The following is a 13,347-nucleotide window of genomic DNA, read 5'->3' as shown; positions in this document are numbered from 1 at the left end:
CATAAATTTTATTCATCCTGTGCACTATAATAATGCGAGCCAATAAATAATTTAAACTTTAAAATTAATTTTAGCCGCGCTAACGCGAAAGGTGCGCGGCTAAACAAGGCGTATTACAACAGGCCGGGGAATATCGCCTTAATGCCGGTAACGATAAACTCGATGCCGAGCGCCATTAGCAGCAGACCCATGATACGGGTGATCACGTTGATGCCGGTCTGCCCCAGCAAACGCACCAACAGCGGCGCGGCGCGGAACAACAGCCAGCAGCAAAAGGCGAACAAGGCGATAGCGACCGTAAAACCGAGCAGGCTTTGCCAGTTGTGATAACGGGAGCTCCACACGATGGTGGAACTGATCGCCCCCGGCCCCGCCATCAGCGGCAGCGCTAACGGCACCACGCCGATGCTTTCGCGGATCGCGCTCTCCGACTTCTCCTGTTTGTTCTGTTTGTCTTCCCCCAGCTTGCCGCTGATCATCGACATGGCGATGGTCACCACCAGAATACCGCCGGCGATGCGGAACGAATCGATAGAGATGCCGAACATCCGCAGGATCCCTTCCCCCAGGAACAGCGAGGTCCACAGAATGATGGCGACCGACAGGTTGGCGGTCAGGTTGGTTTTATTGCGCCCCGCTTCCGCCTGGTAACTGGTCATGCTGATGAACACCGGCAAAATGCCCACCGGGTTGACCAGTGCAAACAGACCGACAAAGAACTTGATAAAGCCGGAAAGATCCAACAGAGATTGGCCCACAGATGGCTCCGCGTTAAGTACTATAAAAAGGTGTGCTGCCTATGCGCGCTAATGTAATGGAATTGCCGCGGGTAATCCATCCGGCCAGAGCAGCATTTTTGACTGTCAGCAAGTTATGCAGCGAAACAAATGCCCTTTGTTAAAGTGATGTATGGCCTTTTGATTTTTTATGTTGAAAAAAGAGTCATTGCTCACAGTTATCAAGAATGATTCCCAACACCCGCAAGCTGAAAGGTGTCAGCTTGCAGTTTTCATGATTTAGATCACAAATCAACTACCCAACAGTGGGTAAGCTCTTAGTCGTAGGCAGGGAGTAGAACAAAGTGGGTGGCCACATCGCCGATTCCGTTCTCCTCACGGTCTGCCCCTCCGGCTGGCGTAGGGTAAAGCTCTTTAAGCAAATCAGCAGCATGCGAAGAAATAACGCGGGAAAGCCCCGGTATTCTCATCACCGTTTATTCCCGTTAGGACTATACTAGTGGCTCGCACGGCTTATTTACTGAAAGAGTTTAACATTATCAGGAGAGCATTATGGCTGTAACGAATGTCGCTGAACTGAACGAGCTTGTCGCACGTGTCAAAAAAGCCCAGCGCGAATATGCCAACTTCACTCAAGAGCAAGTGGATAAAATCTTCCGCGCTGCCGCCCTCGCCGCTGCTGATGCCCGTATCCCGTTGGCCAAAATGGCCGTGGAAGAATCCGGAATGGGTATCGTCGAAGACAAAGTGATCAAAAACCACTTCGCTTCCGAGTACATCTACAACGCCTATAAAGACGAAAAAACCTGTGGCATCCTGTCTGAAGATGACACCTTCGGTACCATCACCATCGCCGAACCTATCGGCCTGATTTGCGGTATCGTTCCTACCACCAACCCAACTTCTACCGCGATCTTCAAAGCGCTGATCAGCCTGAATACCCGTAACGGCATCATCTTCTCGCCGCACCCGCGTGCGAAGAATGCCACCAATAAAGCCGCCGATATCGTGCTGCAGGCCGCTATCGCCGCCGGCGCGCCAAAAGACATCATCGGTTGGATCGACCAACCGACCGTCGAGCTGTCCAACCAGCTGATGCACCACCCGGACATCAACCTGATCCTGGCCACCGGTGGCCCGGGCATGGTGAAGGCCGCCTACAGCTCCGGCAAGCCTGCCATCGGCGTCGGTGCCGGTAATACCCCGGTCGTGGTAGACGAAACCGCAGACATCAAGCGCGTGGTCGCCTCTATCCTGATGTCCAAAACCTTCGACAGCGGCGTTATCTGCGCTTCCGAACAGTCGGTCATCGTCGTCGACTCTATTTATGATGCGGTACGCGAACGTTTCGCTTCCCACGGCGGCTATCTGCTGCAGGGTAAAGAACTGAAAGCGGTTCAGGACATCATCCTGAAAAACGGCGGTCTGAACGCGGCCATCGTGGGGCAATCCGCACCGAAAATCGCCGAGATGGCAGGCATCAAAGTGCCGGCCAACACCAAAGTGCTGATCGGCGAAGTGAAGCTGGTCGACGAGTCCGAGCCTTTCGCCCATGAAAAACTGTCGCCTACCCTGGCGATGTACCGGGCCAAAGACTTCGAAGACGCCGTCGCCAAAGCTGAAAAACTGGTTGCCATGGGCGGTATCGGCCACACCTCCTGCCTGTACACCGACCAGGATAACCAAACGGCTCGCATCGCCTACTTCGGCGATAAAATGAAAACGGCTCGTATCCTGATCAACACCCCGGCTTCTCAGGGCGGTATCGGCGACCTGTATAACTTCAAACTCGCGCCTTCGCTGACGCTGGGTTGCGGCTCCTGGGGTGGTAACTCCATCTCTGAGAACGTCGGACCTAAACACCTGATCAACAAGAAAACTGTAGCGAAGCGAGCAGAAAACATGTTGTGGCATAAACTTCCGAAATCGATCTACTTCCGCCGGGGCTCGCTGCCTATCGCGCTGGAAGAAGTGGCGACCGACGGGGCAAAACGCGCCTTCATCGTGACCGACCGTTTCCTGTTCAACAACGGCTATGCCGACCAGATCACCAAGGTTCTGAAGTCTCACGGCATCGAAACCGAAGTGTTCTTCGAAGTGGAAGCCGATCCGACGCTGAGCATCGTGCGCAAGGGCGCAGAGCAGATGAACTCCTTCAAACCGGACGTCATCATCGCGCTGGGCGGCGGTTCGCCGATGGACGCCGCGAAAATCATGTGGGTGCTGTACGAACATCCTGAAACCCACTTCGAGGATCTGGCGCTGCGCTTCATGGACATCCGTAAGCGTATCTACAAGTTCCCGAAAATGGGCGTGAAAGCGAAAATGATCGCCATCACCACCACTTCAGGCACCGGTTCGGAAGTCACGCCGTTTGCCGTCGTAACCGACGACACCACCGGACAGAAATACCCGTTGGCCGACTATGCGCTGACCCCGGACATGGCAATTGTCGATGCCAACCTGGTGATGAACATGCCGAAATCCCTGTGCGCCTTCGGCGGTCTGGATGCGGTCACCCACGCGCTGGAAGCCTACGTTTCAGTGCTGGCGAACGAATACTCCGACGGCCAGGCGTTGCAAGCGCTGAAACTGTTGAAAGAGTATCTGCCGGCCAGCTATAAAGAAGGCGCGAAAAATCCGGTTGCCCGTGAACGCGTGCACAACGCCGCCACCATCGCCGGTATCGCCTTCGCCAACGCCTTCCTCGGGGTCTGTCACTCCATGGCGCACAAGCTGGGTTCGGAGTTCCACATTCCGCACGGCCTGGCCAACGCGATGCTGATTTCCAACGTCATTCGCTACAACGCGAACGACAACCCGACCAAGCAGACGGCCTTCAGCCAGTACGACCGCCCTCAGGCGCGCCGCCGCTACGCTGAAATCGCCGACCACCTCGGCCTGAGCGCACCGGGCGACCGCACTGCGCAGAAGATTGAGAAACTGCTGGCCTGGCTGGACGAGCTGAAAACCGAGTTGGGCATCCCAACCTCCATCCGTGAAGCGGGTGTGCAGGAAGCGGACTTCCTGGCGAAAGTCGACAAGCTGTCGGAAGACGCATTCGACGACCAATGTACCGGCGCCAACCCACGCTATCCGCTGATTGCCGAGCTGAAGCAAATCATGCTGGATACCTTCTACGGCCGCGAATTCAGCGAAGCGGTAGAAGAGGAAGCGGCCGCTCCGGCTGCCGCCAAAGCCACGGTAAAGAAGTCCAAGAAATAACGGTTCCGTGAACCGATAAAAAAACCCGCCAAACGGCGGGTTTTTTATTGCGCCTGAGGCGCTGCATTTCGATTCACGCCGCCAAAACGCTTCAGCGGGCTCTGGCGGCGTTTTCACTCCTAATCCAGGGAGTGAATCGCCTCTTTATAATGCTTGCGGCAGACGGAGACATAGCTCTCGTTACCGCCAATCACCACCTGTTCACCGGCATGCATCGCTTTGCCATTCTCGTCCAGTCGCAGCACCATATTGGCTTTGCGCCCGCAGTGACAGATGGTTTTCAATTCCACCAGCTTATCGGCCCAGGCCAGCAAATATTGGCTGCCGGTAAACAACTCACCGAGAAAATCGGTGCGCAGGCCGTAACACAATACGGGAATGTCCAGTTGGTCCACCACATCGCACAATTGCTCAACCTGCGCTTTGGTCAGGAACTGGCTTTCATCGAGCAGCACACAATGCACCTGCTGCTGTTGATGCTCTTGCTGAATCATGGCGAAGAGCATTGAGTCGTTGGTATAGAGCTGGGCCTGTGAAGATAACCCGATGCGCGAGCTGACTTTGCCTACGCCATAGCGGTGATCGATCTCCGCGGTGAACACCAGCGTGCGCATACCACGCTCTTGATAGTTATATGAAGACTGTAGCAGCGCGGTAGACTTGCCGGCATTCATCGCAGAGTAATAAAAATAAAGTTGAGCCATGGCCCCGCCACTCCGATGGTATAAGAAATATTCAAATGTTGATTAGGACGGTGAGTGTACCATAACCCGCCCCCCGGCTCAGCCCAAAGCGAACGAATATTGCGTTCGCCGTAATAATGCGCTTTCAAGCGAAACATATCGTTCTGTCGGCATGTTCTATTTACAGCTATTTACAGGATAATGTATGCCTGTCATCACTATTAATTCTTGCTAATGGTTAGCCCCGGGCATTTGCCCATTAATGCATAGCCGCCCTTTCCCCTCCGCAGGCGCTGTAGCTGCGGCGGAACGCCTGTCTATTTATACGTGGGGCCAATAACGGGCATTTAATCGCCTTCACCGACGCCCCGACGTTACCTGACGCAATCTTTACCTATATACCCCTATTGTTTACAATGTCTGCCTTGCCATGGCGTGATTAAGCCCACAGAACCCATTGTAATATTGATATAAATTACGGCGATAACTTATCGATGAAAGCCTTGCGACACGCGCCCTTTAAAGCCTGTCTGCTGAAATTTTGACTTAAGCTCGATGAAGGTAATAGTTAACAGGCCTTCCTATTATTTGTCGGACTGATCCGATTAACGGTTTTTTTAAAGGTAAATTTGAGTATTCAAGTCAATTTGGCTATTGCAGAAAAGAAAAGAGCACTCTATTATTATCGAGACGCCCCCCACCAATATAATTTGAGACTAGGACAATGAGCGAAGCATTAAAGATTTTGAACAACATCCGCACCCTGCGCGCCCAGGCAAGAGAATGCACTCTGGAAACGCTGGAAGAAATGCTCGAGAAACTGGAAGTTGTTGTGAACGAACGTCGCGAAGAAGACAGCCAGGCTCAAGCAGAAATCGAAGAACGCACTCGTAAGCTGCAGCAATACCGCGAAATGCTGATTGCTGACGGTATCGACCCGAATGAACTGCTGCAAACCATGGCTGCCAACAAGGCTGCCGGTAAAGCAAAACGTGCAGCACGTCCTGCTAAATACCAATATAAAGACGAAAACGGCGAGCTGAAAACCTGGACCGGCCAAGGCCGTACTCCTGCGGTGATTAAGAAAGCTATCGAAGAGCAAGGTAAATCTCTGGACGATTTCCTGCTGTAATAGCGATTCAGTCCGTATCTGAAAGGCTCCCTGCGGGGGGCCTTTTCATTTTAAAGCTTATCGTTCTGTACCCGCCCCCCTATCCTTTTAGTAAATATCCTAATTCGCTTTTCCTTCGATCATGAAATTTCAGTGAAAAAAAAGGGACCCTAAGGCCCCCTTTATCGCATTTACCCACGTTCAATTATGAACCTGGTAGAATGCCTTATACCAGTCAACGAAGCGCTTCACGCCCTCTTCAACGCTGGTTTCCGGTTTAAAACCAATGTCACGATAAAGCTCTTCCGTATCTGCGCTGGTATCCATCACGTCGCCAGGCTGCATCGGCAGCATATTCTTACGGGCGGTCACCCCCAATGCCTGCTCCAACGCACGGATATATTCCATCAGTTTAACAGGCGTGTTATTGCCGATAGTATAAACATGATACGGTGCGGAACTGGTCGCCGGCGATCCCTGTTCAACGGTCCATGACGGATCCGCCTGCGGAATAACCGCCTGCAGCCGTACAATCGCCTCAGCGATATCATCAATGTAAGTAAAGTCACGGTGCATTTCACCGTGGTTATATACATCGATGCTCTCCCCCGCCAATATGGCCTTGGTGAATTTGAACAGCGCCATATCCGGACGCCCCCAAGGGCCATATACGGTAAAGAATCGCAGCCCCGTCGTCGGGAGACCGTATAAATGGGAGTAGCTGTGTGCCATCAGCTCATTGGCCTTTTTCGTTGCCGCATACAATGACACCGGATGATCAACCGAATCTTCGGTCGCAAACGGCAGCTTGCGATTCAGGCCATATACCGAACTGGAAGAGGCGTAGAGCAAATGCTCGACTTTATTATGACGGCAGCCTTCCAGAACGTTTAAATGGCCGATCAGGTTAGCATCCGCATAAGCCAACGGATTGACCAGCGAATAACGTACGCCGGCTTGAGCCCCCAAATGAATGACTCGTTGGAACTGATGCTCGGCGAACAATGCCGCCATCCCTTCACGATCGGCCAAATCCAGCTTGATAAAGCGGAATCCCGGCTTATCCGCCAGTCTGTCCAGACGGGCCGTTTTCAGGCCCACGTCATAATAGTCGTTCAGGTTATCAATGCCGACAACCTGATGACCGGCGGTCAACAAACGCTCTGCAACGTGATAGCCAATAAATCCTGCGGCGCCTGTAACCAGGAATTTCATGCCCACTCCTTAAATAACCGGTTTAATCGAGGCGCCGCGGCCAATCGCGTAGTAGGTAAAGCCGCGATTCTCCAAACGCTCCGGATCGTACAGGTTACGTCCATCGAAGATCACCGGCTGCTTCAGTTCACTTTTGATCACGTCGAAGTCCGGTGCGCGGAAATTCTGCCATTCGGTGCAGATCACCAGAGCATCGGCGCCGTGCAGCGCAGCCTCTTTGGTACCCATCAGCTTCAAGTCGTCACGCTGGCCATAGATGCGTTGGACTTCGTTCATTGCTTCCGGGTCGTAGGCTTGAACGGTGGCGCCGGCAGCCCACAGTTGCTCCATCAGCACGCGGCTGGACGCTTCACGCATGTCATCGGTATTCGGCTTGAACGCCAGGCCCCACAGCGCGAAGGTTTTGCCCTTCAGATCGCTGCCGAAGTAGTCTTTGATAAAGCTGTTCAGCTTATCTTTCTGTTGGTAGTTGACCTGCTCAACCGCCTGCAGCAGCTTCGGTTGATAACCGATCTGCTCCGCCGTGCGGATCAACGCCTGGACATCTTTCGGGAAGCAAGAACCACCGTAGCCGCAGCCAGGGTATATGAAGTGATAACCGATGCGTGAGTCGGAACCGATGCCCTGACGCACTTTCTCAATGTCCGCCCCCAGCATTTCCGCCAGGTTGGACATTTCGTTCATAAAGCTGATCTTGGTCGCCAGCATGCAGTTGGCAGCATACTTGGTCAGCTCTGCGCTACGGATATCCATCATGATCATACGATCGTGATTGCGGTTAAACGGCTCGTACAGCTCGCGAATAGGTTCGATCACATCTTTATTATCGGTACCGATAACGATGCGCTCAGGGCGCATACAGTCTGCTACCGCCGCACCTTCCTTCAGGAATTCCGGGTTAGACACCACGTCGAACGGCACGCTGCTGCCGCGTTTCGCCAGCGTTTCCGCCATCACCTGACGCACTTTGTCCGCCGTGCCGACCGGAACGGTGGACTTGTCGATCACCACTTTACGATCGGTCATGTGCTCGGCGATGGTGCGCGCAACCGCAGTGACATATTTCAGGTCAGCGGAACCGTCTTCATCCGGCGGCGTACCGACGGCGATGAACTGGATATTCCCGTGCGCCACGCCCGCTTTGGCATCGGTAGTGAAATGCAGACGGCCGGCCTCATAGTTTTGCTGCACCAGCGGCGTCAGGCCCGGTTCAAAAATCGGGATATTTCCTTTTTTCAGGTTTTCGACTTTTCGCTCATCGACGTCAATGCACATAACGTCATGGCCAACTTCAGCCAGCACGGCGGCCTGCACCAGACCCACATAACCAATACCAAAAACTGTTACTTTCATGTGAAAATCCTAGTTTTTCAAATTAAGACGAAAGATCACTCAATTATTTCTTGTCAGCGGCAACAACCTGTTGCAGCCACTGAGAAAATTCTTTACCGAGGCTGGCATGGCGCATGCCGTATTCCACAAATGCCTGCATGTAACCCAGTTTGTTGCCACAATCATGGCTCACGCCTTTCAGGTGATACGCTTCCACCGTTTCCTGCTGCATCAACATTTCGATGCTGTCAGTCAGCTGAATTTCGTCGCCGGCACCTGGAGGCGTTTTCGCCAACAGCGGCCAAATATCGGCGGACAGCACGTAACGACCGACAATCGCCAGGTTGGAAGGCGCTTTATCCGGCGACGGCTTCTCGACCACGCTGACCATCGGCGCGCTTTCGCCAGGTTGCAGATCGACGCCCTTGCAGTCGGCTACGCCGTAGTTTCCGACATCCTTATGCGGCACGGGTTCAACCATGATCTGGCTGACGCCGGTGGCTTCGAAGCGCTGCAGCATGTCGTGCAGGTTGTCTTTTTTCGGATCGGCGCTGTATTCATCGAGGATCACGTCCGGCAACACCACGGCGACCGGCTCATCGCCCACCATCGGGTAGGCGCACATGATAGCGTGCCCCAGGCCTTTGGCATTCCCCTGGCGGACTTGCATCACGGTAACGCCTTTCGGGCAGATCGACTGTACTTCATCCAGCAATTGGCGCTTGACGCGTTTTTCCAGCATCGCTTCCAGTTCGAAACTGGTATCAAAATGGTTTTCGATCGAGTTTTTGGAGGAGTGAGTGACCAGCACAATCTCGTTAATCCCTGCCGCAATGCACTCATTGACGACGTATTGGATCAGCGGTTTATCAACCAGCGGCAGCATTTCTTTTGGAATGGCTTTGGTGGCCGGTAACATCCGCGTACCCAAGCCTGCAACCGGGATCACGGCTTTTCTGACTTTGCGATTTACAGCAGGCATTATTTCCTCTCTTAAAGCTAAAACGCTCATTTTATGAGCTTGGGCTCGATATAAAAAAAACCTTCGGAGTATACCAGCTTATGCGCGCCGAGCATTAGCCAGAACACAAATAGAAAACATTTAGGACTATTACCCGTTCTGATAATCGGGAGAATAAATAAACGGTTTAATTACCGATAAGTGAATAGCTTAAGATCTCGCCGCTCGGCGCCCGTTATTCAGCGCTCAGCATCAGCCGCAATCGGCCCCCGCTGCCCCACACCTGACATTGCCAGGCGGTGCAACGTTGACTGATCTGGTTCATATAGGTCGCCCCCAGCGTCCCCAGCGGAACGCCGTTGCTCAGCTGAATTTGATTATCCCCGGTATTGACGTTGGCATGCAGCCCGGCGGAGACCAGAATCAGGTTCTTATTTTCGGCGTGGTAATATCCCAGCAACAGTGGGAATTGGCCATCTAATTTCCCCTGCCGCAATAATTGATTAACCTGCTTTAACAATGCTGACATTTGCGGCAGACGATGTTGTTGATTAGCCAGATGGTCTTGCAGCAACCCATTAAATAATGCGCGCAACAGCAATGCCGCCAATACGCCATTATCGCCGGCGCGCGTGACGTCCAGGCAATAGAATGCCAGGTCTTTTTCTGACAACGCGGCAATATCCAGCACCAGACCGGGATTTTCGCCCGTGGTTAACTGCCGATAGTTGATCCGGCAATGTGCAATGGTCTGCTGTACCGGCGGTTGCAGTTGTTTAAGCAGTTTGACGGCTTCGGAAGGGTTTTTGCTCAGCGCATCCCAATCCTGAAACAGCTCAACCTCTTCAATCGCCTGAGAGGTGAACATATTGGGGTATAAACACGCCAGCACCGCTTCACGCAGGCGATTGAGATCGGTCAGGGGCTTCAGCAGGACATCCTGTACGCCCAAGCGCAACACCTTGGCAATGTCGGCCATCTTGTCGGTGGCCGAGATCACCAGCACCGGGATCTGCCCCCCCTGCAAACGCAGGTGCTCAACGAATTCGATACCGCCCATTTCCGGCATCGCGAGATCGCACAGAATCAGATCGGGCTTGAAGTCATCGACGGCACTCAGCGCCTGCAAACCGTTGGTCGCCTCGCCGGTTTCAGCGCCCAGCGAGGTCAAATAACCGACCAGCACGGAACGAAAAACCTGTTCGTCCTCAACGATCAAGATGCGTTTGTGAGTGAGTGGTAATGCCATCAGCCGAGCCTCGTCCCTTTCCATAGTGTAATAGTGGCTCAAAAAGGTCACTTATGCTCGTCTGAATCAGACCGACCGCGCATTGCCAACCAAGAACCGAGAATTATCTATTTTTTATCAACGGCAACAACCGATCCAGTTGTTTTTCCACCGCCAGTAACCCTGCCTCGATCGCTTCATCGGCGCGGTGGAAATCCAGCGTCGAGATTTGCGGGCAAAAAGGTTGGATCAGCACGTCCGGCGGATCGCTCGCCATCCGGTTACGCTTCAGGCGATTTTCCAGCATCTGAATCGAGGTGCCCATAATCTCCATCGCCGTCGGCGCCGTCGTCGGTTTACGCTGTCGCATTCTGCCGACGCGCTCTCTCAGACGCCCGCGCCAGGTATCGGCAGGCGCATCGTCCGAACTTTCGTCCTCAATGCGTACCGAGAACAAATCCTGCTGCATCAGGTGCGCGTCATGCTGCAGATCGACCGCGATGACGATATCGGCACCCAGCGCCCGGCAGAGCGACACCGGCACCGGATTGACCACCGCGCCGTCCACCAGCCAATAGCCGTCGGCCCACACCGGCGCCAGCAGGCCAGGCATGCTGCAGGAAGCGCGCACCGCCTGATGAATATCGCCTTCGGTCAGCCACAGTTCGCGGCCGGTGCTGAGATTGGTCGTCACGGCGCCAAACTTCAGCGCGCATTCGGCAATATCGTTGATCTTCAACAGCTGTCCGACGGCGTTAAACACCCGATCGCCGCGCAACAGGCCACCACGCTGCCAGGAAAAGTCCATCAGACGAATCACGTCCCAATAGCTGAACGACCGTACCCACTGCTCCATCGCCGGCAGGCGATGGCTGGCGAACGCCGCGCCCACTAACGCACCGACAGAGCAGCCGGCAACGATATCGACCTCAATTCCCAGTTTCTTTAACGCATTGATCACGCCGATGTGCGCCCAGCCTTTAGCCGAGCCAGCTCCCAGCGCCAGTCCGATCTTGATTTGCCGCATAGCGCCATCCTCTCGGTAACAGGGGGTATCTGCTTTCAGGGTAGATTGTCACTGACGAATATTGTTAGGTAACATATGCGCTAAATTCATTTTCTGCCTCGTCTTCTCAGGAGTTATTTTGCCCGAATCATGCCCATGCGGCAGCGGACTGGCGTATAACGCATGCTGTGCCCCTTTTATCAGCGGCAACCAACCGGCGCCGACGCCCGGCCAGCTGATGCGTTCACGCTTCACCGCCTACGTGAATCATAACGTCGATTATCTGATCGCTACCTGGCACCCCGACTGCGGCGCCGAAGCCTGGCGCAATGCGATCGTCGACAGCTTTAAAAATACCGAATGGCTGGGCCTGACGATCGTGGAAGAGAAAACCGGCCATGAGCCGGACGAAGGCTTCGTCGAATTCATCGCCCGTTTTACCGATGGCGAAAGCGGCGAACCGCAGGCGATGCATGAGCGCTCGCGCTTCCTTCGTCGCGATCAACGTTGGTATTATATCGACGGCACCAAACCCCAGCCCGGCAGAAATGCGATTTGTCCCTGTGGCTCAGGGAAAAAATACAAGAAGTGCTGCGGGCGCTAGCCGGCCGGCGCTTCACGTTTACGCCTGCGCAGACAGGCCGTTCAGTATCAGACAGGATCCTCAAACCCATGCCACACCAAAATGTACAACGGAAAGTGTTACGCACCATCTGCCCGGACGCCAAAGGGCTGATCGCCAAGATCACCAACATCTGTTACAAGCACGAACTCAATATCGTTCAGAATAATGAGTTCGTCGATCACCGCACCGGGCGTTTCTTCATGCGTACCGAGCTGGAAGGCATTTTCAACGACAACACGCTGCTGGCCGATCTGGACAGCGCGCTGCCGGAAGGTTCGCTGCGCGAGCTGCACAGCACCGGGCGCCGTCGCATCGTGGTGCTGGTCACCAAAGAGGCCCACTGCCTGGGCGATCTGTTGATGAAAAGCGCCTATGGCGGCCTCGACGTTGAAATCGCCGCCGTGATCGGCAACCACGACACGCTGCAAACGCTGGTGGAACGTTTCGATATTCCTTTCCATCTGGTGAGCCACGAAGGCTTGACGCGTGAGCAACACGACCGCGAAATGACGGCCCAGATCGATCAATATCAGCCGGATTACGTGGTGCTGGCCAAATATATGCGCGTGCTGACCCCGGCCTTCGTGCAGCATTATCCGAATCAGGTGATCAACATTCACCATTCGTTCCTGCCGGCGTTTATCGGCGCGCGCCCTTATCACCAGGCCTATGAGCGCGGGGTAAAAATCATCGGCGCCACCGCCCACTACGTTAACGACAATCTCGACGAAGGCCCGATCATCATGCAGGACGTGATCCACGTCGATCACACCTATTCCGCCGAGGATATGATGCGCGCCGGGCGTGACGTAGAGAAAAATGTGCTCAGCCGCGCGCTGTATCAGGTGCTGGCACAGCGCGTCTTCGTCTACGGCAACCGCACCGTTATTCTGTAATCGCTCAATAAATCGGTGCATTTCGTTCAGGGATGCACCGCCAAGAATAAAAAAACGGCAAACGATTCATTTTCTGCATTTCAATGCTTTACACATCCGCTTCATTTGATATGATGCGCCCCGCTTACCGAGACAGCGCTCTCGCAAGCAAGGCCAGTTAAATAGCCATGTAATATGGTGGGGTTCCCGAGCGGCCAAAGGGAGCAGACTGTAAATCTGCCGTCACTGACTTCGAAGGTTCGAATCCTTCCCCCACCACCATCTTTTCGTTGCTGATACGCATTGGGTTAAAGCGAATCAGAAAGGGAAGGATAACGTGCTTTAGCGC

The 13,347-nt window shown here is 54.0% G+C and carries 11 protein-coding genes and 1 tRNA gene; 5 read left to right on the top strand and 7 right to left on the bottom strand.

Annotated features, from left to right (window positions below; all coding sequences use genetic code 11):
- Positions 1 to 113 precede the first annotated feature (113 nt).
- Positions 114 to 758, bottom strand: coding sequence for a YchE family NAAT transporter (locus AC4PR2_RS22775; RefSeq protein ID WP_015378089.1), 645 nt, complete (start codon positions 756 to 758; stop codon positions 114 to 116).
- A 531-nt stretch (positions 759 to 1,289) separates the two neighbouring features.
- Here AC4PR2_RS22775 and adhE point away from each other — a divergent pair.
- On the top strand, positions 1,290 to 3,962 hold the full coding sequence (gene adhE, locus AC4PR2_RS22770) for a bifunctional acetaldehyde-CoA/alcohol dehydrogenase (RefSeq protein ID WP_492175507.1): 2,673 nt from the start codon (positions 1,290 to 1,292) through the stop codon (positions 3,960 to 3,962).
- Between the two features lie 119 nt (positions 3,963 to 4,081).
- On the opposite strand, the gene AC4PR2_RS22765 is transcribed toward adhE, so the two are convergent.
- Complete coding sequence (locus AC4PR2_RS22765) at positions 4,082 to 4,666, bottom strand: thymidine kinase (RefSeq protein ID WP_492175506.1); 585 nt, start codon at positions 4,664 to 4,666, stop codon at positions 4,082 to 4,084.
- A gap of 703 nt (positions 4,667 to 5,369) precedes the next feature.
- Here AC4PR2_RS22765 and hns point away from each other — a divergent pair.
- The gene (gene hns, locus AC4PR2_RS22760; protein ID WP_004932170.1) at positions 5,370 to 5,777 is read left to right on the top strand and encodes a histone-like nucleoid-structuring protein H-NS; all 408 of its coding nucleotides are present in this window, start codon (positions 5,370 to 5,372) and stop codon (positions 5,775 to 5,777) included.
- 180 nt (positions 5,778 to 5,957) lie between these two features.
- On the opposite strand, the gene AC4PR2_RS22755 is transcribed toward hns, so the two are convergent.
- The 5 genes from AC4PR2_RS22755 to rssA all read right to left on the bottom strand — a co-directional run bounded on the left by AC4PR2_RS22755 (position 5,958) and on the right by rssA (position 11,519).
- Positions 5,958 to 6,971: an NAD-dependent epimerase gene (locus tag AC4PR2_RS22755; protein ID WP_492175505.1), complete on the bottom strand. Its 1,014-nt coding sequence runs from the start codon at positions 6,969 to 6,971 to the stop codon at positions 5,958 to 5,960.
- Between the two features lie 9 nt (positions 6,972 to 6,980).
- Positions 6,981 to 8,324: a UDP-glucose dehydrogenase family protein gene (locus tag AC4PR2_RS22750; protein WP_038877243.1), complete on the bottom strand. Its 1,344-nt coding sequence runs from the start codon at positions 8,322 to 8,324 to the stop codon at positions 6,981 to 6,983.
- A 43-nt stretch (positions 8,325 to 8,367) separates the two neighbouring features.
- Positions 8,368 to 9,285, bottom strand: coding sequence for a UTP--glucose-1-phosphate uridylyltransferase GalU (gene galU, locus AC4PR2_RS22745; protein WP_055312650.1), 918 nt, complete (start codon positions 9,283 to 9,285; stop codon positions 8,368 to 8,370).
- A gap of 214 nt (positions 9,286 to 9,499) precedes the next feature.
- A complete protein-coding gene (gene rssB / locus AC4PR2_RS22740) occupies positions 9,500 to 10,513 on the bottom strand; it encodes a two-component system response regulator RssB (protein ID WP_038877239.1) in 1,014 nt (337 codons plus the stop codon).
- A gap of 103 nt (positions 10,514 to 10,616) precedes the next feature.
- The gene (gene rssA, locus AC4PR2_RS22735; protein ID WP_047730554.1) at positions 10,617 to 11,519 is read right to left on the bottom strand and encodes a patatin-like phospholipase RssA; all 903 of its coding nucleotides are present in this window, start codon (positions 11,517 to 11,519) and stop codon (positions 10,617 to 10,619) included.
- A 118-nt stretch (positions 11,520 to 11,637) separates the two neighbouring features.
- On the opposite strand from rssA, the gene AC4PR2_RS22730 reads away from it, so the two are divergent.
- From AC4PR2_RS22730 to AC4PR2_RS22720, 3 genes are all read left to right on the top strand, one after another.
- Positions 11,638 to 12,102 (top strand): YchJ family protein, encoded by a 465-nt coding sequence (locus AC4PR2_RS22730; RefSeq protein WP_084827712.1) that lies wholly within the window; start codon positions 11,638 to 11,640, stop codon positions 12,100 to 12,102.
- Positions 12,103 to 12,170: 68 nt separating this feature from the next.
- On the top strand, positions 12,171 to 13,019 hold the full coding sequence (gene purU / locus AC4PR2_RS22725; protein WP_060423821.1) for a formyltetrahydrofolate deformylase: 849 nt from the start codon (positions 12,171 to 12,173) through the stop codon (positions 13,017 to 13,019).
- Between the two features lie 176 nt (positions 13,020 to 13,195).
- Positions 13,196 to 13,280: transfer RNA gene (locus tag AC4PR2_RS22720), tRNA-Tyr, on the top strand.
- Positions 13,281 to 13,347 lie beyond the last annotated feature (67 nt).

The organism is Serratia sp. A07, assembly GCF_058725505.1.
The sequence above is the reverse complement of the archived record's forward strand: the minus strand, read 5'-3'. Positions and strand labels throughout refer to the sequence as shown.

Excerpts from the sequence above, each read along its gene's own strand:
- adhE (WP_492175507.1), top strand. The coding sequence starts at position 1,290 with ATGGCTGTAACGAATGTCGCTGAACTGAACGAGCTTGTCGCACGTGTC.
- AC4PR2_RS22765 (WP_492175506.1), bottom strand. The coding sequence starts at position 4,666 with ATGGCTCAACTTTATTTTTATTACTCTGCGATGAATGCCGGCAAGTCT.
- hns (WP_004932170.1), top strand. The coding sequence starts at position 5,370 with ATGAGCGAAGCATTAAAGATTTTGAACAACATCCGCACCCTGCGCGCC.
- AC4PR2_RS22755 (WP_492175505.1), bottom strand. The coding sequence starts at position 6,971 with ATGAAATTCCTGGTTACAGGCGCCGCAGGATTTATTGGCTATCACGTT.
- AC4PR2_RS22750 (WP_038877243.1), bottom strand. The coding sequence starts at position 8,324 with ATGAAAGTAACAGTTTTTGGTATTGGTTATGTGGGTCTGGTGCAGGCC.
- galU (WP_055312650.1), bottom strand. The coding sequence starts at position 9,285 with ATGCCTGCTGTAAATCGCAAAGTCAGAAAAGCCGTGATCCCGGTTGCA.
- rssB (WP_038877239.1), bottom strand. The coding sequence starts at position 10,513 with ATGGCATTACCACTCACTCACAAACGCATCTTGATCGTTGAGGACGAA.
- rssA (WP_047730554.1), bottom strand. The coding sequence starts at position 11,519 with ATGCGGCAAATCAAGATCGGACTGGCGCTGGGAGCTGGCTCGGCTAAA.
- purU (WP_060423821.1), top strand. The coding sequence starts at position 12,171 with ATGCCACACCAAAATGTACAACGGAAAGTGTTACGCACCATCTGCCCG.